Annotated in this window: 14 protein-coding genes; 10 read left to right on the top strand and 4 right to left on the bottom strand. The window is 74.0% G+C overall.

From position 1 onward, the window contains the following. The first annotated feature begins 20 nt into the window (after positions 1 to 20). The gene (locus ACFYZ3_RS31365; RefSeq protein WP_388524742.1) at positions 21 to 1,724 is read left to right on the top strand and encodes a proline--tRNA ligase; all 1,704 of its coding nucleotides are present in this window, start codon (positions 21 to 23) and stop codon (positions 1,722 to 1,724) included. A gap of 588 nt (positions 1,725 to 2,312) precedes the next feature. On the opposite strand, the gene ACFYZ3_RS31360 is transcribed toward ACFYZ3_RS31365, so the two are convergent. From ACFYZ3_RS31360 to ACFYZ3_RS31350, 3 genes are read right to left on the bottom strand one after another with little or no spacing between them, the layout of a single operon-like run. Continuing rightward, entirely contained in the window at positions 2,313 to 3,212 is a 900-nt protein-coding gene (locus ACFYZ3_RS31360; protein ID WP_388524739.1) for an aminoglycoside phosphotransferase family protein, read from the bottom strand. Positions 3,213 to 3,251: 39 nt separating this feature from the next. Continuing rightward, complete coding sequence (locus ACFYZ3_RS31355; RefSeq protein WP_388524736.1) at positions 3,252 to 3,704, bottom strand: ferritin-like domain-containing protein; 453 nt, start codon at positions 3,702 to 3,704, stop codon at positions 3,252 to 3,254. Positions 3,705 to 3,707: 3 nt separating this feature from the next. After that, positions 3,708 to 4,271 (bottom strand): hypothetical protein, encoded by a 564-nt coding sequence (locus tag ACFYZ3_RS31350; RefSeq protein ID WP_388524733.1) that lies wholly within the window; start codon positions 4,269 to 4,271, stop codon positions 3,708 to 3,710. 330 nt (positions 4,272 to 4,601) lie between these two features. Here ACFYZ3_RS31350 and rimP point away from each other — a divergent pair, with 330 nt between their 5' ends. The 9 genes from rimP (at position 4,602) to ACFYZ3_RS31305 (ending at position 17,408) form a co-directional block, all read left to right on the top strand. Then, positions 4,602 to 5,138: a ribosome maturation factor RimP gene (gene rimP, locus ACFYZ3_RS31345; protein WP_361011657.1), complete on the top strand. Its 537-nt coding sequence runs from the start codon at positions 4,602 to 4,604 to the stop codon at positions 5,136 to 5,138. A gap of 2 nt (positions 5,139 to 5,140) precedes the next feature. Next, positions 5,141 to 6,163, top strand: coding sequence for a transcription termination factor NusA (nusA, locus tag ACFYZ3_RS31340; RefSeq protein ID WP_388524730.1), 1,023 nt, complete (start codon positions 5,141 to 5,143; stop codon positions 6,161 to 6,163). Between the two features lie 102 nt (positions 6,164 to 6,265). Beyond that, complete coding sequence (locus tag ACFYZ3_RS31335; protein ID WP_361011661.1) at positions 6,266 to 6,571, top strand: YlxR family RNase P modulator; 306 nt, start codon at positions 6,266 to 6,268, stop codon at positions 6,569 to 6,571. A 162-nt stretch (positions 6,572 to 6,733) separates the two neighbouring features. Next, a complete protein-coding gene (infB, locus tag ACFYZ3_RS31330; RefSeq protein WP_388524727.1) occupies positions 6,734 to 9,835 on the top strand; it encodes a translation initiation factor IF-2 in 3,102 nt (1,033 codons plus the stop codon). 151 nt (positions 9,836 to 9,986) lie between these two features. Continuing rightward, complete coding sequence (locus ACFYZ3_RS31325) at positions 9,987 to 10,280, top strand: DUF503 domain-containing protein (RefSeq protein WP_003973319.1); 294 nt, start codon at positions 9,987 to 9,989, stop codon at positions 10,278 to 10,280. A gap of 83 nt (positions 10,281 to 10,363) precedes the next feature. Beyond that, a complete protein-coding gene (rbfA, locus tag ACFYZ3_RS31320; RefSeq protein WP_388524724.1) occupies positions 10,364 to 10,828 on the top strand; it encodes a 30S ribosome-binding factor RbfA in 465 nt (154 codons plus the stop codon). Beyond that, positions 10,825 to 11,730 (top strand): tRNA pseudouridine(55) synthase TruB, encoded by a 906-nt coding sequence (truB, locus tag ACFYZ3_RS31315; RefSeq protein WP_388524721.1) that lies wholly within the window; start codon positions 10,825 to 10,827, stop codon positions 11,728 to 11,730. The genes rbfA and truB overlap by 4 nt, the downstream gene beginning before the upstream one ends. A gap of 254 nt (positions 11,731 to 11,984) precedes the next feature. Continuing rightward, positions 11,985 to 16,307: a hypothetical protein gene (locus tag ACFYZ3_RS31310; RefSeq protein WP_388524718.1), complete on the top strand. Its 4,323-nt coding sequence runs from the start codon at positions 11,985 to 11,987 to the stop codon at positions 16,305 to 16,307. A 144-nt stretch (positions 16,308 to 16,451) separates the two neighbouring features. Next, positions 16,452 to 17,408: a bifunctional riboflavin kinase/FAD synthetase gene (locus ACFYZ3_RS31305; protein WP_388524715.1), complete on the top strand. Its 957-nt coding sequence runs from the start codon at positions 16,452 to 16,454 to the stop codon at positions 17,406 to 17,408. A 191-nt stretch (positions 17,409 to 17,599) separates the two neighbouring features. Here the strand turns inward: ACFYZ3_RS31305 and ACFYZ3_RS31300 are convergent, their stop codons facing one another. Further along, positions 17,600 to 18,643: an ABC transporter ATP-binding protein gene (locus ACFYZ3_RS31300; RefSeq protein WP_388524925.1), complete on the bottom strand. Its 1,044-nt coding sequence runs from the start codon at positions 18,641 to 18,643 to the stop codon at positions 17,600 to 17,602. Positions 18,644 to 18,649: the final 6 nt, after the last annotated feature.

Raw genomic sequence — 18,649 nt, 5'->3', positions numbered from 1 at the left:
CAGCAGGAGACACGAGAACCATGGCCAACGCACCGGTCCAGCGCATGTCGAAGTTGATGGCGAAGACGCTGCGCGACGACCCGGCGGACGCCGAGGTCCTCAGCCACAAGCTGCTGGTCCGCGCCGGCTACGTGCGCCGCACCGCCGCCGGCCTGTGGAGCTGGCTGCCGCTCGGCAAGAAGGTCCTCGGCAACATCGAGCGCATCGTCCGCGAGGAAATGGACGCCATCGGCGCCCAGGAGGTCCAGCTCCCCGCCCTCCTGCCGCGCGAGCCGTACGAGGCCACGGGCCGCTGGGACGAGTACGGACCCGAACTCTTCCGCCTCCAGGACCGCAAGGGCGGCGACTACCTCCTCGGCCCCACCCACGAGGAGATCTTCACCCTCCTCGTCAAGGACCAGGCGTCCTCCTACAAGGACCTGCCGGTCATCCTCTACCAGATCCAGAACAAGTACCGCGACGAGGCCCGCCCCCGGGCCGGCATCCTGCGCGGCCGCGAGTTCCTCATGAAGGACTCCTACTCCTTCGACGTGGCCGACGAGGGCCTCGCCGAGTCCTACGCCCTGCACCGCGCCGCCTACCAGCGCATCTTCGAACGCCTGGGCCTCGACTACCGCATCGTCGCGGCCACCGCCGGCGCCATGGGCGGCTCCAAGTCCGAGGAGTTCCTGGCCCCCGCGGAGGCCGGCGAGGACACCTTCGCGGACTGCCCGAACTGCGACTACGCCGCCAACACCGAGGCGATCACCTACACCCTCACCCCGGTCGAGGTCACGGATGTCCCCGGCGCCGAGGACATCCCGACCCCCGACACCCCCACCATCGAGACCCTGGCCGCCTCCCTCGGCGTCGAGGCCTCCGCCACCCTCAAGAACCTCCTGGTCAAGGTGGACGGCGAGATCGTCGCCGTGGGCGTCCCCGGCGACCGCGAGGTCGATATGGACAAGGTCGAGGCCCACTTCGCCCCCGCCGCCGTAGAACTGGTCACCGCCGAGGACTTCGTAGGCCGCCCCGACCTGGTCCGCGGCTACGTCGGCCCGCAGGGCCTGGGCGAGAAGGTCAAGTACATCGCCGACCCCCGCGTCGCGCCGGGCACCGCGTGGATCACGGGCGCCAACAAGGCCGACACCCACGCCAAGAACGTCGTGGCGGGCCGCGACTTCGAGGTCGACACCTACGTCGACGTCGTGGTCGTCCGCGAGGGCGACCCCTGCCCCAACTGCGGCACCGGCCTCAAGCTGGACCGCGCGATCGAGATCGGCCACATCTTCCAGCTGGGCCGTAAGTACGCCGACGCCCTCAAGCTCGACGTCCTCGGCCAGAACGGCAAGCCGGCCCGCGTCACGATGGGCTCCTACGGCATCGGCGTCTCCCGCGCGGTGGCCGCCCTCGCCGAACAGCACGCCGACGACAAGGGCCTCGTCTGGTCCAAGGAGGTCGCCCCGGCCGACGTCCACGTGGTCGCCGCGGGCAAGGCGCTCCAGACCGAGCTGGCCCTGGAGGTCTCCGACAAGCTGGCCGCGGCCGGCGTCCGCGTCCTGGTGGACGACCGCGCGGGAGTGTCCCCGGGCGTGAAGTTCACCGACGCCGAACTCATCGGCGTCCCCCAGATCCTGGTGGCCGGCCGCCGCTCCGCCGAGGGCGTCGTCGAGCTGAAGGACCGCCGCACGGGCGAGCGCGAGGAAGTAACGGTCGAGGAGGCCCTGGCCCGCCTCTCCGGCTGACGCCCGGGGGTAGGCGACCCGGCGTGGTCCTGGCACCCGGGGGTGGGCCCGCGCCCCGGCGCAGCACCGGGTGCCCGGCGTGGGTGCGGGCGAGAGGGGGACGCGGCCCGGCGTTGCGGGGTGCCTCCCCCAGTGCCTGAACGGCCTGGGAGGTACCCCCACCGCCCACCCGTGCCGCCCCAGCGGCACGACTGCCCGCAGCGGCGGCGACATAGCGGCGACCCGCAGCGGCGGCGGCGTGGCGGCGGCGCGCAGCTGCGGCGGCGTGACGGGACCCGCGGCTGGGCCGGGGAAAGCCGCGTACGGCGAGAAGGCGAACGCGGAGCGGTGGCGGGGAGAGCCGCGTACGGCGAGGGACCGGGACGCGGAGCGTTGGCGGGGAAGCCGCGTACGGCGGTGAGGGGTCGTGTCGGGGGGTGTCCGCCCGCAGCGGTTGGCGCGTCAACGCGCCGAGCCCCCGTAGCCGACCGATTTCGCGCCGTTCCGAGGACGGACACCCCCCGGCGCGGCCCCGACCCACCCACCGGACAAACGGCGCTACGCGCACCCCCACCACACCCGCACAGGCCGCCGCAGGCACCCGCCCCGTCACAACCAGCCCGCGAACTCCAACAACAGCTCCGCGTCCCGCTCACGCCCCACCCGCCGGGCCCGCACCCCGGACTCCACCGCCCGGAACAGCGTCCAGCCGCGCAGCCGTTCCTGATCGACCTCCAGCGACTCCGCGAGCCGCTTGATCCGCCGCCGAGTCGTCGAGGCCCCCGACGGCTGTGCGATCAGATCCTCCACCCGGTCCCGCACGAGCCGCGCCAGATCGAACGCGCTCTCCCCGACCACCGGATCGGGCCCCACCGCCAGCCACGGCATCCGATCCCCGGCGAGCACCTTGCTCTGCCGGAACGTCCCGTGCAGCAGCCGCTGCTCCGACGCCCCGGCCAACAGCTCCGCACGCATTGCGAGCGCCGCGTCCACCAGCGGCGCCACCTCGGCATCCGCCGCCGCTCCCGCCCGCATCGCCTCCGCCTGCCGCCCCGTCCGCTCGGCCACCGTCTCGAACGGATGGGAGCCCGGCGGCTCCACCCACAGCCGCCGCAACGTCCCCGCGGCCTCAAGCAACGCCTTCGCCTCCGGCAACGACCGCACCGACACGTCCGGATGCAGCCGCTCCAGCAGCAGTACGCCCTCCTCGGCCCCCTCCTCCCGCACCTGCACGGCACCCCGCCCACCCCAGTGCACCAGCGCGGCCCGCTCGCTCTCCGGCCGCGCCCGGCGCGGGGCGAGCTTCAGCACCGCCGGCTCACCCTCGGCCGTCCGCACCAGCACCACCAGGCTGCCGCGCCCCCCGGGCACCTGCACCCGCTCCACCGTCAACCCGCGCTGCGCCACGGCCCGTTCCGCCACTTCGGGCAGCTTCGCCAACCAGTCGTCACCGCCCGGTGCCGTCTCGCCGAGCGCCCTGACCAAACGCCGCGGCGGTTCGAAAGCCATGCGCGAGCCGTTCCCTTCCCGTACGGAATGCCGTACGCGTTACGCAGTCGGTGATGCCGTCGCGGCCCGCTCTGCGAGCCCAGGGAAGGCTACGCTCCCGCCCCGCCAACGCACCGCGCGGACCGCGGCCTCGCGCAGCGCCGCGGCCGCCGCGGCCCGCCCGTCGCCCTCGGCCGCCCGTACCAGGTCGGAGTAGACCCCGGCCACCCGGTCCTCCAGCTCGGCCGCCAGCCGCACCGCCGCCGCCGAGTCCGGCACCGAGAAGGGCAGCGCGTACCCCGCCGCCGCGGCGACCGGTTCGCCGCCCAGGTCCTTCACCTCGCGCGCCAGCGTGTCCCGCCGCGCCCGGTGCGCGTCGTACGCCGTCCGCGCCTCGTTACGCCGTTTCTCACCGATCCGCCCGCCGACGACCCCGTAGCCGTACACGGCCGCGTGCTCCGCCGCCAGCGCCGCCTGGAGCGCGGCCAGCCGCCCGTCCTCCGCCTTGCCCACCCGTCAGCCCTCCGTCAGCAGAAACACGTGCGCCGCCCCGGCCGCCGCGACGGAGGCCAGCAGCCGCGCCGACTCACCCGGCACATCGAGCAGCGCCTCGGCCCGCCGGCCGGTCAGCTTCCGCTCGGCCCCGGCGAGCAGGGCCAATGCGCCCTTCTCGTCCGAGGGCACGACACCGGAGCCCTCGGAGCCATTCCCCGGCCCGGCAGCCCGAACGGAGGCCGAAGGCGACGCCCCCGTACCCGCCGCCGTACCCGACGCCGTCGGCGAAGCCGCCCGCCCCCCGCCGAACGCCTCCGCGTGCCGCAGGACCTCCTCCCGCAGTGGCCGCAGCCGCTCCGCCAGCCCCGGATGCGCCGCGATCACGGCCGCGTACCGCGCGGCCAGTTCCTCACTGTCCCGAGCCGCACGCGCGCGTGCCCGCTCGACAGCCGACGGTCCGGCCCCCGCCTCGCCGGAGCCCGACCCTCCGGTACAGCCGGCGAGCAGTGCGGCCCCGGCGGCCGACGCGAGCAGGCTCCTTCTGCGCGGCCCCCGGGGCAGGCGCGGCGATGGGGAAAGCGACACGGCAGACGTCCTCGACAGACTCGTACGGAAACGACGACAAGACGACAAAGCGACGACAGAACAGCGATGAACGATGAAGACAACCAACGACGAACGAGAAGACAACCAACGACGAACGAGAAGACAGCCAACGACGAACGCGACGAACGAGAACGAGACGGAAACCCGCAATCCCGCCCGCCCGTGATCACGGTACCCGTGCCCCGCCCGGCCACCACTCACCGGCACCGCCGGACCCGGGTGGACGGCAACACCCCCCGCGACCGGATACCCTTTGACCAGACACGCGCACCGACCCACAACAGCACACGCGGCCGAGGAGTCACCCGGATGAGCACCACCCAGAGCGAGAGGCTGCGAGAGCTGCTTGAGCCGCTCGTCGCCTCCCAGGGACTGGACCTCGAAGAGATCGCGGTGGACTCGGTCGGCCGCAGGCGTGTGCTGAGCGTGGTCGTGGACTCCGACACCGGAGCGGACCTGGACCGGATCGCCGATGTGAGCCGCGCGCTCTCGGCGAAGCTCGACGAGACCGACGCGATGGGCGAGGGGGAGTACACCCTCGAGGTCGGTACCCCCGGCGCGGAGCGCGCCCTCACCCAGCACCGCCACTACGTGCGCGCCACGGACCGCCTGGTCCGCTTCCAGCTGCACGAGGGCGGCGAACTGGTCGCCCGCATCCTCGCCGTGGACGAGGACGGACTCGACCTCGAAGTACCAGGGGTGAAGGGCCGCAAGCCCACCACCCGCAGACTGCCCTTCGGCGACATCGACAAGGCCCGCGTCCAGGTCGAGTTCAACCGCAAGGACGCCAAAGACGCCCCAGACGCTAAAGACAGCGACAACAAGACGGAAGAGGAGGAGGCGTAGCCGTGGACATCGACATGAGCGCCCTGCGGGGCTTGGTACGGGAGAAGGAGATCTCCTTCGACCTGCTGGTCGAAGCGATCGAGTCGGCCCTCCTCATCGCCTACCACCGCACCGAGGGAAGCCGCCGGCACGCGCGCGTGGAGCTCGACCGGAACACCGGCCACGTGACGGTGTGGGCGAAGGAGGACCCGGACGACCTCGAGGAGGGCCAGGCGGCCCGCGAGTTCGACGACACCCCGTCCGACTTCGGCCGCATCGCCGCCACCACCGCCAAGCAGGTCATCCTGCAGCGGCTGCGCGACGCCGAGGACGACGCGACGCTCGGCGAGTACGCCGGCCGGGAGGGCGACATCGTCACCGGCGTGGTCCAGCAGGGCCGCGACCCGAAGAACGTGCTGGTGGACATCGGCAAGCTGGAGGCCATCCTGCCGGTGCAGGAGCAGGTGCCCGGCGAGACCTACCCGCACGGCACGCGCCTGCGCTCGTACGTGGTCCGGGTGGCCAAGGGCGTACGGGGCCCCTCCGTGACGCTCTCCCGCACCCACCCCAACCTGGTGAAGAAGCTCTTCGCCCTGGAGGTGCCGGAGATCGCCGACGGATCCGTCGAGATCTCCGCGATCGCCCGCGAGGCCGGTCACCGCACCAAGATCGCCGTACGCTCCACCCGCTCGGGCCTGAACGCCAAGGGCGCCTGCATCGGCCCCATGGGCGGCCGGGTGCGCAACGTCATGGGCGAGCTGAACGGCGAGAAGATCGACATCGTCGACTGGTCGGACGACCCGGCCGAGATGGTGGCGAACGCGCTCTCCCCGGCCCGCGTCTCCAAGGTGGAGGTCGTGGACCTGGCGGCCCGCTCCGCGCGCGTGATCGTGCCCGACTACCAGCTCTCGCTGGCCATCGGCAAGGAAGGCCAGAACGCCCGGCTCGCGGCCCGGCTGACCGGCTGGCGGATCGACATCCGCCCCGACACCGAACAGCCCTCGGACGCGTCGCCGGAGCGGTCGTCCGGCGGCCACGGGGAATAGATCCAAGCCGCACGCCGCTGAGATCACGACAGCTTTGCGTGCGGCACGTGTTCGATTCTTGCCCCGAAGGGGTGAGGTCGGTCCGGGGAGGTAGACTTAGGAGTGTCTGGCCGGACACGTACCCGAGCATGCCCCGAGCGCACCTGCGTGGGGTGCCGGGAGCGAGCGGTCAAGAGCGAGCTGCTGCGCACCGTGGCGGTCGAGGGTCATTGCACCCCTGATCCACGCGGTACGCTGCCCGGCCGGGGTGCGTATGTACACCCCGCACCGGAGTGTGTCGACCAGGCGGTGCGCCGCAAGGCGTTTCCGCGGGCGCTCCGCGTCCCGGGCCCGCTCGACGTAAAGGCGTTGCGCCACTACGTCGAGCAGGCAGAAGGTTGCCACAAGGTTGCTGAAAGCAGCATGTGAGCAACGTGGTAAGGAAGACATGCCGCGCGGATACCCCGCGCGGCTTGGTACCTCGCGAGTCGAAAGCAGGTCGAGATTGCGATGAGCACTCGATGAGTACGCGATGAGTACGCCCATGAACTAGCGACGGTCCGGACGCAACCCGGACCTCAGAGGAGCGAAGTGGCTAAGGTCCGGGTCTACGAACTCGCCAAGGAGTTCGGTGTCGAGAGCAAGGTCGTCATGGCCAAGCTCCAGGAACTCGGTGAATTCGTCCGTTCGGCGTCTTCGACCATCGAAGCGCCCGTAGTACGCAAGCTGACAGACGCATTCCAGCAGGGTGGCGGCAACGGCCGTGCCGCCGGCCGCCCCGCGGCCCCGAAGAAGGCCGCCCCCAGGCCGTCGGCGCCGTCCCCGGCGCAGGCCGGTCCCTCCCAGGCCGCCAAGGCAGCGGGGGACCGTCCGGCCGCCCCGCGTCCGCCGGCCGCACCCAAGCCCGCGGCTGCCGAGCAGCCCGCGGCTCCGTCGGCCCCCGCGCCGGCTCCGTCGCAGGGTCCGCGCCCGACGCCGGGCCCCAAGCCCGCGCCGCGTCCGGCCCCGGCCGCGCCGGAGTTCACCGCTCCGCCGGCGGCTCCGGCCGCTCCGTCCACTCCGGCCCCGGCTCCGTCCGGTCCGAAGCCCGGCGGTGCGCGTCCCGGTGCCCCCAAGCCCGGCGGTGCCCGTCCGTCCGGTCCGGGTCAGGACCGTGGCCAGCAGGGCGGCCAGGGCCGTCCCGGCGGCCAGCGTCCCGGTGCCCCGGCGCAGCGTCCCGGTGGCCGTCCCGGCGGTCCGCGTCCGGGTAACAACCCCTTCACCTCCGGCGGCAACGCCGGCATGGCGCGTCCGCAGGCGCCCCGTCCGCAGGGCGGGCCCCGCCCGGGCGGTCCCGGTGGTGCTCCCGGCGGCGGTCCCCGTCCGCAGGGTCCCGGCGGCCAGGGCGGCGGTCCCCGTCCCCAGGCTCCGGGCGGCAACCGTCCGAGCCCGGGCGCGATGCCGCGTCCGCAGGGCGGCGGCGCCGGTCCCCGTCCCGGCGGCGGCCCGCGTCCGAACCCCGGCATGATGCCGCAGCGTCCCGCTGCGGGCCCGCGTCCCGGCCCCGGTGGCGGCGGTCGCGGTCCCGGCGGTGCCGGTCGTCCCGGCGGCGGCGGTCGTCCCGGTGGCGGCGGCGGCTTCGCCGGTCGTCCCGGTGGCGGCGGTGGCGGTCGTCCCGGTGGCGGCGGCGGTTTCGCCGGTCGTCCCGGTGGTGGCGGCGGCTTCGGCGGCGGCGGTGGCCGTCCCGGCTTCGGCGGTCGTCCCGGCGGTCCCGGTGGCCGTGGTGGCACGCAGGGCGCCTTCGGCCGTCCCGGCGGTCCCGCGCGTCGCGGTCGCAAGTCGAAGCGGCAGAGGCGCCAGGAGTACGAGGCCATGCAGGCCCCGTCGGTCGGCGGCGTGATGCTGCCTCGCGGCAACGGCGAGACCATTCGCCTGTCGCGCGGTGCGTCGCTCACCGACTTCGCGGAGAAGATCAACGCCAACCCGGCGTCGCTCGTCGCGGTCATGATGAACCTCGGCGAGATGGTCACCGCGACCCAGTCTGTCTCCGACGAGACGCTCCAGCTCCTCGCGGGCGAGATGAACTACACGGTTCAGATCGTCAGCCCGGAGGAGGAGGACCGCGAGCTGCTCGAGTCCTTCGACCTGGAGTTCGGCGAGGACGAGGGGTCCGAGGAGGACCTGGTCGTCCGTCCTCCGGTGGTCACGGTCATGGGTCACGTCGACCACGGCAAGACCCGACTGCTCGACGCCATCCGCAAGACGAACGTCATCGCGGGCGAGGCCGGCGGCATCACCCAGCACATCGGTGCCTACCAGGTCGCGACCGAGGTCAACGACGAAGAGCGCAAGATCACCTTCATCGACACCCCGGGTCACGAGGCGTTCACCGCCATGCGTGCCCGTGGTGCCCGGTCGACCGACATCGCGATCCTGGTCGTCGCGGCCAACGACGGCGTCATGCCGCAGACGGTCGAGGCGCTCAACCACGCCAAGGCGGCCGAGGTCCCGATCGTCGTCGCGGTCAACAAGATCGACGTCGAGGGCGCCGACCCGACCAAGGTGCGCGGTCAGCTGACCGAGTACGGCCTGGTGGCCGAGGAGTACGGCGGCGACACCATGTTCGTCGACATCTCCGCCAAGCAGGGTCTGCACATCGACTCCCTGCTGGAGGCCGTGGTCCTCACCGCGGACGCCTCGCTCGACCTGCGGGCCAACCCGGTCCAGGACGCGCAGGGCATCTCGATCGAGTCCCGTCTCGACCGCGGCCGCGGTGCCGTGGCGACGGTCCTCGTGCAGCGAGGCACCCTGCGGGTCGGCGACACGATGGTGGTGGGCGACGCCTACGGCCGCGTCCGCGCCATGCTCGACGACAACGGCAACAACGTCGCCGAGGCGGGTCCGTCCACGCCGGTCCAGGTGCTGGGTCTGACCAACGTCCCGGGCGCCGGTGACAACTTCATCGTGGTCGAGGAGGACCGTACGGCCCGCCAGATCGCGGAGAAGCGCGCCGCACGCGAGCGCAACGCCGCGTTCGCCAAGCGCACGCGCCGCGTGTCGCTGGAGGACCTGGACAAGGTGCTGAAGGCCGGCGAGGTCCAGCAGCTCAACCTGATCATCAAGGGCGACGCGTCCGGATCGGTCGAGGCGCTGGAATCCTCCCTGCTCCAGCTGGACGTCGGCGAAGAGGTCGACATCCGCGTCCTGCACCGCGGCGTCGGTGCGGTCACGGAGTCCGACATCGACCTGGCGATGGGCTCCGACGCCATCGTGATCGGCTTCAACGTGCGCGCCGCCGGGCGTGCCGCGCAGATGGCCGAGCGCGAAGGCGTGGACGTCCGGTACTACTCGGTCATCTACCAGGCGATCGAGGAGATCGAGGCGGCCCTCAAGGGCATGCTCAAGCCGGAGTACGAAGAGGTCGAGCTGGGCACGGCGGAGATCCGCGAGGTCTTCCGCTCCTCCAAGCTGGGCAACATCGCGGGTGTTCTCATCCGCTCCGGCGAGGTCAAGCGCAACACCAAGGCGCGCCTCCTGCGCGATGGCAAGGTCATCGCGGAGAACCTCAACATCGAGGGTCTGCGTCGCTTCAAGGACGACGTCACCGAGATCCGCGAAGGCTTCGAGGGCGGTATCAACCTCGGAAACTTCAACGACATCAAGGTCGACGACGTCATCGCGACGTACGAGATGCGCGAGAAGCCGCGGGTGTAAGCACCGCGACTTCCGGGAGTGACCGGTCCGGGGCCGGTCGGCGGAGCACAATTCCGTCGATCGGCCCCGGCCGTTCGTTGTACGGTTCAGATGATCCCGCCCGTTCGCGGCGGGGCCATCGATCCCGGACCGGCGGGTGAACCGGCTGCACATGTATGTGGGGACGCTGTCCTTCGACCTCCTCCTCGGCGACGTACATTCGCTGAAGGAGAAGCGCTCCGTCGTCCGCCCGATCGTCGCCGAACTCCAGCGGAAGTACGCGGTGAGCGCGGCGGAGGTGGAGCACATGAACCTCCATCGCCGGGCCGTCGTCGGCCTGGCCCTGGTGTCCGGCGACGCGGGCCACCTCAGCGACGTGCTCGACCGGTGCGAGCGGCTGGTGGCCGGCCGACCCGAGGTGGAACTGCTGTCCGTCAGGCGGCGCTTCCACGGCGACGACGACTGACCAGAACGGGCGGAAGACCGGATCGGGCACGAAGAAGCCGGAAGCCGGATCAGGCAAGAGAAGAAAGAACGGGAGACGGACCAGTGGCCGACAACGCGCGGGCGAAAAGGCTGGCGGACCTCATCCGAGAGGTGGTGGCCCAGAAGCTGCAGCGCGGGATCAAGGACCCGCGGCTCGGCTCGCACGTCACCATCACGGACACGCGGGTCACCGGTGACCTGCGGGAGGCGACCGTCTTCTACACGGTCTACGGGGACGACGAGGAGCGGAAGGCCGCCACGGCGGGCCTGGAGAGCGCCAAGGGCATCCTGCGCTCCGAGGTGGGCAAGGCGGCCGGCGTGAAGTTCACGCCGACCCTGACCTTCGTCATGGACGCCCTGCCGGACACCGCCCGCAACATCGAGGACCTCCTCGACAAGGCGCGGCAGTCCGACGAGAAGGTGCGCGAGGCGTCCGCGGGCGCCACGTACGCGGGCGAGGCGGACCCGTACCGCAAGCCGGACGAGGACGAGACCGAGGCCGACGAGACGGACGACACCGCTAAATGACCGACAAGCACACCACGCCCGACGGCCTTGTCATCGTCGACAAGCCGTCGGGCTTCACTTCGCACGACGTCGTCGCCAAGATGCGGGGCATCGCCCGCACCCGGCGCGTCGGGCACGCCGGCACGCTCGACCCGATGGCGACGGGCGTCCTGGTCCTCGGTGTGGAGCGGGCCACCAAGCTCCTCGGGCACCTCGCCCTCACCGAGAAGGAGTACCTGGGCACCATCAGGCTCGGGCAGACGACGCTCACCGACGACGCCGAGGGCGAGATCACGGGGTCGCGGGACGCCTCGAAGGTCACCCGGGAGGCGATCGACGCCGGCGTCGCCGAGCTGAGCGGCGACATCATGCAGGTGCCGTCCAAGGTCAGCGCCATCAAGATCAAGGGCGTGCGCTCCTACAAGCGGGCGCGCGAGGGAGAGGAGTTCGAGATCCCCGCCCGCCCCGTCACCGTCTCCTCCTTCGCGGTGTACGACGTCCGGGACGCCGTCGCCGACGACGGCACCCCGGTCCTGGACCTGGTGGTCTCGGTGACCTGCTCGTCCGGCACCTACATCCGGGCGCTGGCCCGCGACCTGGGCGCCGGACTCGGCGTCGGCGGGCACCTCACGGCGCTGCGCCGCACCCGCGTCGGGCCGTACAAGCTGGACGGCGCCCGGACCCTGGACCAGCTCCAGCAGGAGCTCACCGTCATGCCCGTCGCGGACGCGGCCGGCGCCGCCTTCCCGCGCTGGGCGGTGGACGCCAGGCGGGCCAGGCTGCTCACCAACGGCGTGCGGCTGGAGATGCCCGAGGAGTACACGGGCGTCGGTGCCGTCGCCGTCTTCGATCCCGAGGGGCGCCTCCTCGCCCTCGTGGAGGAGCACAAGGGCAAGGCGAAGAGCCTGGCCGTCTTCGGCTGAGCCCGCACACCGTCGGGTCCGCCCGTGGAGCGGCGCACACGGGGACTGCCACTGTCGCCGCTCCACGGTCCCCCCTCGGTTCCCCCACCCCTAGGGTGTATCCAACCCACCCCTTCTGTTCACCCGTCCGGGCAGGCGCTCGGAGTGAACCGGGGGAGTGGAAGGGGGCGCGTTCGCCGGGGGCTCTGTCCGGCTGATCATCACGCGCCTACCGTCGAACACACAGCACGGGTGTACGGCGGGGAGGTTCGACGATGGCGTCGCGGAACCGGTCCCGGGAGGCGACGGGCGGCAGGGCGGGAGAGCGGCCCGGGGACGGCTCCCGGGAGGCGCGAGGCGGACCCCCGGCCGTCCGGGTGGCCGACCCGGCGGAGCACGACGCATCCGACGCCGCCCTGATCCGCGTCCACGACCTCGCCGGCCGCCCCCGCGGCACGGGATTCGTCGCCGACCACCACGGCACCGTGCTCACCAGCCACGAAGCGGTCGACGGCCTGACCCGGCTGGTCCTGAGCACCGCCGGGGGCCGCCGCCGCGTCGTGGCCGCCGCCGATGTCGTCCCGCTGCCCGCCCTCGGCCTTGCCCTCGTGCGCACCGAGGGCCTCGGCGCCGACCCGCTGCCGCTGAGCACGCGGGACCGCGTCGAGGCCGGGACCTACGTCCGGATCGCCGCCGGCGGCTGGCGCGAGGCCCGGGTGCTGGGCTCCACCGACGTCACCTACACCGCCACCGACCGCTTCCACCTCCTCGGCGACGCCATCGAGCTGGCCGTCGGCACCTGCGGGCGCGACGCCCTCCGGCTGGGCGGGGGAGCGGCCGGCGGGCCCGTGCTCGACGTGGCCACCGGCGCCGTCCTCGGCGTCCTCGGCACCGCCCTCAGCTCCGGCCACAGCGACGTCGGCTTCGCCGTGCCGCTGCGCCGCGCGGCCGCGGGCCCGCTCGCCGACCTGCTCGCGGAGAACGCGGCGACGGTCCCGGCGTACGGCGCCGACCTCAACCTGGCCGGCGTGCTCGCCCTCACGGCGACGTCGGTCACGGAAACCGGGCACGCCGCCGGGCCGTACGGCGGACCCGACGCCCGGGAACCGGTCGAACGGGCGGGGGTGCAGCGCGAGTTCGCCGCCTTCGCCACGAGCGGCGTCCGCGTCCTTGGCCTGGTCGGCGCACCGGGCAGCGGCCGTACGACCGAGCTGGCGGCCCTCGCCGCCCGCCGTGCCAGGGGACCGGCAGCGGCCCCCACGCTCTGGCTGCGCGGGGCCGATCTGCACGACGACGACATGTCGCTGGCGGACGCGGTACACCGGACGCTGGCCCGGGCCGCCCGCATCGTCGCCGCCCCGGAGGCGGACCGCCCGGGCCCCGGCGGCCTCGGCGACGTCGTCCCCGAACGCCTCGCCCACCTGGCCCGCACCGCCGGACGGCCTCTCCTGATCGTCCTGGACGGCCCGGAGGAGATCCCGCCCGTCCTGGCCCACCGCCTCCCCGAGTGGACCGAGCGCACGGCCGCCTGGCTCCGGGAGACGGGCACACGGCTCGTGGTGGCCTGCCGCGCGGAGTACTGGGAGCACGCGGGGGCGGAGTTCCCGCGGGACCTGCTGCACGCCCCGGACCCCGGGGCGCCTTCGCCGGGCCCGGCGGGCGCGGGTGCGGATCCGGGTGCGGGTGCGGGCGCGGCACGGCGGCCCGCGTGGGCGGCGGAGGTCCCGTCGCCCCGGGCGTCCACCGCTCCGGGGCCGTGGCCCGTTCCGGGCGACGCGGTGGGCGCGGCGGGTGGTGCGCTGTCGTCCGGGGCAGAGGTTGCCGTGCCGGGGCGGGGATCGGGGTCGGGGGCGGCCGGTGGGGTGCCCTCGCCCGGGGCCGGTCTGCGGGAGCCGGGGTCGGGGGCTGCTGGGGGCGTGCCGACACTCGGTGCGAGTGGTGGGGTGTCTGGCGCGGCGAGGGAGGTTCCGCTGCCCACGGTGTTCATGGCTTCGGAAGGTCGGCCTGGTGCCGGTGGTGCCGGTCGTGCCGGTCGTGCCGGTGGTGCCGGTGGTGCCGGTGGTGTCGGTGATGCCGGTGGTGCGGCGGGGACTGGTGGGGCTGTACCGACGCTCGGTGCGAGTGGCGGGGTCTCTGGCGCGGCGGGGGAGGCGCCACGGCCCACGGTGTCCACGGCCTCCGTGCCTTGGCCGGGGTCGGTCGGTGGCGTGTCCTCGCCCGGGGACGGCCTGCGGGAGCCCGGGGCGGGAGCTGCCGGAGGTGCGGCGGCGCTCGGTGCGAATGGCGGTGCCTCCCGTGCGGCGGCGTGGCCGCATCGTACCGTTGGCGCCGGCGGGCCGCGACCGGCGCCGGGGACGGCCACAGGCCCGTCGGGTGGGACGGACGCCGTTGAAGGCGGGCCTGCGTCCGCACAGCGGGTGATCGCGGGCGCCCCGGTCCGCGGGCAGGCCGGGCTCCCGCCCTGCCTCCGCCTCGGCGACCTGCGCGACGACGAGGCCCGGGAGGCGCGCGCCCGCCACGGCGTGCCGGAAGGCGCCCTGGCGGACCCGGACGCCGGGCACCCCCTCACGATCCGCCTGCTCGCGGAGGTCCGGTCCGCCCTCCCCGGCCCCCCGGCCCCCGTGCCCGTCACCCGGGACGCGGTGTTCACGGCGTATCTGGACCTGATGTGCCTGCGCGTGGCCACCCGCCTGGCCGGGGAGAGCGGCCTGCACGGCACCGCCGTACGCCGGCTCGCCGCGAAGGTCTCCGGGCAGGTCCACGAGGCGGCCCGGCGCAGTCTCGGACCCGGGCAGGGCGGTCTGGACCGGGAGTCCTTCGAGACGCTGTTCCCGTGCGGACCGGCCCCGGCCCGGCTGGGCGGCGGCACCGGCTGGGCACCGGCCGTGCTCGCCGAGGGCCTCTTCGTACCCGCGGGCAGCGGCTACCGCTTCGCGCACGAGGAGCTCGCCGACTGGATCCAGGGCACCCACCTCGACCTGGACGAGGCCCTGCGCGCCCTCGTCCACCGGCGCGACACCCCGCTCGGCACCCACACCGTCCCCGTCCCGCACCACCGCATCGGCTCCGTCGTCGAGGCGCTCCTGCTCCTCGCCCGCCAGCACGGCATCCCCCAGCTCGCCCTGACCCTGGAGGAGCTGGTGCACGCCCTGGACCTCGACCCGCACTCCTGGTGGGCGGCCAGGCTGCTCGCCGAGGCGCTGACCCGCGTGCCCGACGCGACGCCGTACACCGAAGTGCTGCGGCTCCTCGCCGACGGCATCGCGCAGCGGGCCGGGGACGGGCAGCCGACCCCGCGGGTCTTCGGGCCCGCATTCTGGACGGCGCTGCGCGTGTCCGAGACCACCCGCCTGGACCTGCTGCGCCGCCTCGTCCTCGCCGACGGCCCGCCGCACGAACCCGGCCCCCGCCACCTGGACACCGCGGCCGGGCTGCTCGTCGCCGACCCCACGACCGTACAGCCGCTCCTCGTCCGCTGGTTCGACGACGAACGGCCGTTGCCCGCCACCCCGCACGCCACCGTGGCGACGGCGGCGCAGGCGCTGCTGCACACCCACCGCCACCGCGGCCTGGACGGACTCACCGAGGTACTCGTCGACAGCGCGCACCGCCGCGCCGACGAACTGCTCGGCGTCCTGGCCGAGGAGGAGCCGTCCGCGCTCTGCCGCGCGGTGGAGCGGTGGGCGCGCGACGAACGCCCCGCACGGCAGCGTGCGGCGGTCACCCACGGCCTGCGCACCGCCCCGCACGCACGCCCCGGCGCCGACCGCACCCTGCTCCGCCACGCCGCCCTGGTGCTGCTCGCCGGACCCTCCGACAGCCCGCTGCGCGGCGGCGCACTCGCCCTGCTCGTCCAGGACCCGGACTGCCGCGACCGGCACCTCCCCAGAGCCCTCGACCTCTTCGCCGCCTGCGATCCCTACCTTCCGCCGAGCGCGGTGGCCGCAGCCCTGCCGACCCACCCCGAGCCCGTCCTGGAAGCCTTCCGGGCCCGGCTGCTCGGCCCGGACGCCGGGGAGGCGCTGCGCAGGCTCGCCGACGCCACCACACCCGTGCTGACCCACCGGGTGGCCGCCCTCGTCGCCCGGACCGTGACCGAGCGCCCCGAGACCGCCGGACACCTGGCCGCCTACGTCGACCGGCGCCTCGACCGGGACCCGGCACCCCGCGCCGTACTCCTCCCCCTGGTCACCCGCCTCCTCGACGACGGCCCCGAGCCGGCGCGGGCCGCACTCGCCGGAATCCTCGCCGCCGACGGGGCGACGGCGAGCGCCCCGCTCCGCCGCGCACTGCGGGAGCACCTCTTCGCCCACGAGCACGAACCCGCCGTCCTGGACGCACTGCTGCACGCCGCCGCCCGGTGCGACGGTGAGGAGTTGCGGCCGCTCGTGCACCGCACCGGGCTGCTTCTCGTCCGCACCCCCGAGGGCGCCACCCGCTTCGACCGCGGCCTCGTCGACCTGGCCCGGCACCTGTCGGGGTTCGCCGCCCGGCTGACCGGCTGGCTCACCGACGCGCCCGAGGACTGGGCCGCACTGGTGGGCCCCAGCACCCGCCGCACGATCGAGCACCTGGCGGGCGTCCGCGTCCCCGCCTGACCCGCCCGCGCGCGGCGTGGGGTGCACCCGGTCACAGCACCGATGCCGATGCCGACCGGAGCCGGACGGCATGGCACCCTTAGACCTGCGTAAGGGTCACCACGGAAACCATGGAAACCACGGAAGCACCAAGGAGCGGACACAGTGCAGCGCTGGCGTGGCTTGGAGGACATCCCCGAGGACTGGGGACGCAGCGTCGTCACCATCGGCTCCTACGACGGTGTCCACCGCGGACACCAGCTGATCATCAGGCACGCCGTGGACCGCGCCCGCGAGCTGGGCGTCCCCGCCGTCGTCGTCACCTTCGACCCGCACCCCAGCGAGGTCGTCCGCCCCGGCAGCCACCCGCCGCTGCTCGCCCCGCACCACCGCAGGGCCGAACTGATGGCGGACCTGGGCGTGGACGCGGTGCTGATCCTCCCCTTCACCAAGGAGTTCTCGAAGCTCTCCGCGGCCGACTTCGTGGTCAAGGTCCTGGTCGACCGGCTGCGCGCCAAGGCGGTCGTCGAGGGCCCCAACTTCCGCTTCGGCCACAAGGCCGCCGGGAACGTGGACTTCCTCATCGAGCAGGGAAAGGTCTACGACTTCGAGGTCGAGGTCGTCGACCTGTACGTCACCGGCGAGGCGGGCGGCGGCGAGCCGTTCTCCTCCACCCTGACCCGCCGCCTGGTGGCCGAGGGCGAGGTGGCGGGCGCCGCGGAGATCCTGGGCCGCCCGCACCGCGTGGAGGGCGTCGTCGTACGGGGCGCCCAGCGCGGCCGCGAGATGGGCTTCCCGACGGCCAACGTCGAGACCCTCCCGCACACCGCGATCCCGGCCGACGGCGTCTACGCCGGCTGGCTGCACGCCCAGGGCGAGGCGATGCCGGCCGCGATCTCCGTCGGCACCAACCCGCAGTTCGAGGGCACCGAGCGCACGGTCGAGGCGTACGCCATCGACCGCGTGGACCTCGAGCTGTACGGCCTGCACGTCGCCGTGGACTTCGTGGCCTTCGTACGCGGGCAGGCGAAGTTCGAGACGCTGGACGCGCTCCTCGAGCAGATGGCCGTGGACGTGGACAGGTGCCGAGAGATCACCGCGACGGACGCCCCCAGGCCCTGAGGGCGATTCCTTCACCCGTCGCTCCCGCCAGCCCGGCGGCGTCCGCCCGCCCGTCGAGTCCCGCCGGGCCGTTGGCCGCCCGCCAGCCCTGCGGCGTCCGCCTCACCCGGCGGCCCGAGCCTGCCCGTCGTCTCCCGCCAGTCCGTCGACGTCCGCCTGCCCAGTGGCGTCCGCCCGCCTGCCCGGCCGTGTCAGCCCGTCCGTTCCGCGGCGGGTCGTTCCGCCCGGGCCCAGTGGCAGGCGACCTGGGACTCGTCGCCGCCGCGCAGGATCTCCAGCTCCCCGTTCCGGCAGGCGTCCGCGACGCCGGCCCGTGCGGCCTCGCCGGCCGCCAGCACCGGGCAGCGGACGTGGAAGCGGCAACCGCCGGGGATGTACGACGGGTCCGGCGGCTCGCCGGTGAGCACGACCGGCGTTCCGGGCGCCTCCGGGAGCACGGACAGCAGGGCCTGGGTGTAAGGGTGCCGCGGGGCCGTCAGCACCTGTTCCACCGCGCCCGTCTCGACGATCCGGCCGAGGTACATCACCGCGACCCGGTCGGCGATGTTCCAGGCCAGACCGAGGTCGTGGGTCACCACCAGCGCGGACAGGCCCAGCTCGGTGCGCAGCCGCAGCAGCAGCGCGAGGATCTCGCCGCGCACCGACGCGTCGAGGGAGGCCACCGGCTCGTCGGCGACGAGGAGTTCCGGCTGGAGGACCAGCGCGCCCGCGATGACGACCCGCTGGCGCTGGCCGCCGGACAGCTCGTGCGGGTAGCGCAGGAAGAACCGCTCCGGAGGCCGCAGCCCGGCCCGCGACAGCGCCTCGGCGACCGCCGTCCGCTCGTCCCCGGCGTGGCCGTGGATGCGCAGGCCCTCGGCGACGATGTCGTACACCGTGTGCCGCGGGTTCAGCGAGCCGCTCGGATCCTGGAGGACCAGCTGCGCCCGCCCGCGGTACGCCTTGAGCGCCCTGGCGGAGTACCCGAGAGGGGCACCGTCGAAGGTGACGCGTCCCCCGGTGGGTCTGACCAGGCCCAGCAGCGAACGGGCGAGGGTCGTCTTGCCGCAGCCCGACTCGCCGACCAGCGCGACGATCTCGCCCCGCCGGATGTCGAGGTCGACCCCGTCCACGGCTCGCGCGGCGGCGGCCCCGCGCCGGCCGGGAAAGGTGACGTGCAGACCCCGGACGCTCAGCAACGGGGGTGCGGCGCCGGGCGCGCCGCCGGGTGGGCCATCGGGTGGGCCGTCGGGCATGGTGCT

This window comes from Streptomyces sp. NPDC001599, from assembly GCF_042893535.1.
Lineage (GTDB): Bacteria > Actinomycetota > Actinomycetes > Streptomycetales > Streptomycetaceae > Streptomyces.
The sequence above is the reverse complement of the archived record's forward strand: the minus strand, read 5'-3'. Positions and strand labels throughout refer to the sequence as shown.

Coding starts and splice junctions, on each gene's coding strand:
- ACFYZ3_RS31360 (WP_388524739.1), bottom strand. CDS start 3,212: ATGGCTTTCGAACCGCCGCGGCGTTTGGTCAGGGCGCTCGGCGAGACG.
- ACFYZ3_RS31365 (WP_388524742.1), top strand. CDS start 21: ATGGCCAACGCACCGGTCCAGCGCATGTCGAAGTTGATGGCGAAGACG.
- ACFYZ3_RS31300 (WP_388524925.1), bottom strand. CDS start 18,643: ATGCCCGACGGCCCACCCGATGGCCCACCCGGCGGCGCGCCCGGCGCC.
- truB (WP_388524721.1), top strand. CDS start 10,825: ATGACCGACAAGCACACCACGCCCGACGGCCTTGTCATCGTCGACAAG.
- ACFYZ3_RS31325 (WP_003973319.1), top strand. CDS start 9,987: ATGTATGTGGGGACGCTGTCCTTCGACCTCCTCCTCGGCGACGTACAT.
- rimP (WP_361011657.1), top strand. CDS start 4,602: ATGAGCACCACCCAGAGCGAGAGGCTGCGAGAGCTGCTTGAGCCGCTC.
- ACFYZ3_RS31310 (WP_388524718.1), top strand. CDS start 11,985: ATGGCGTCGCGGAACCGGTCCCGGGAGGCGACGGGCGGCAGGGCGGGA.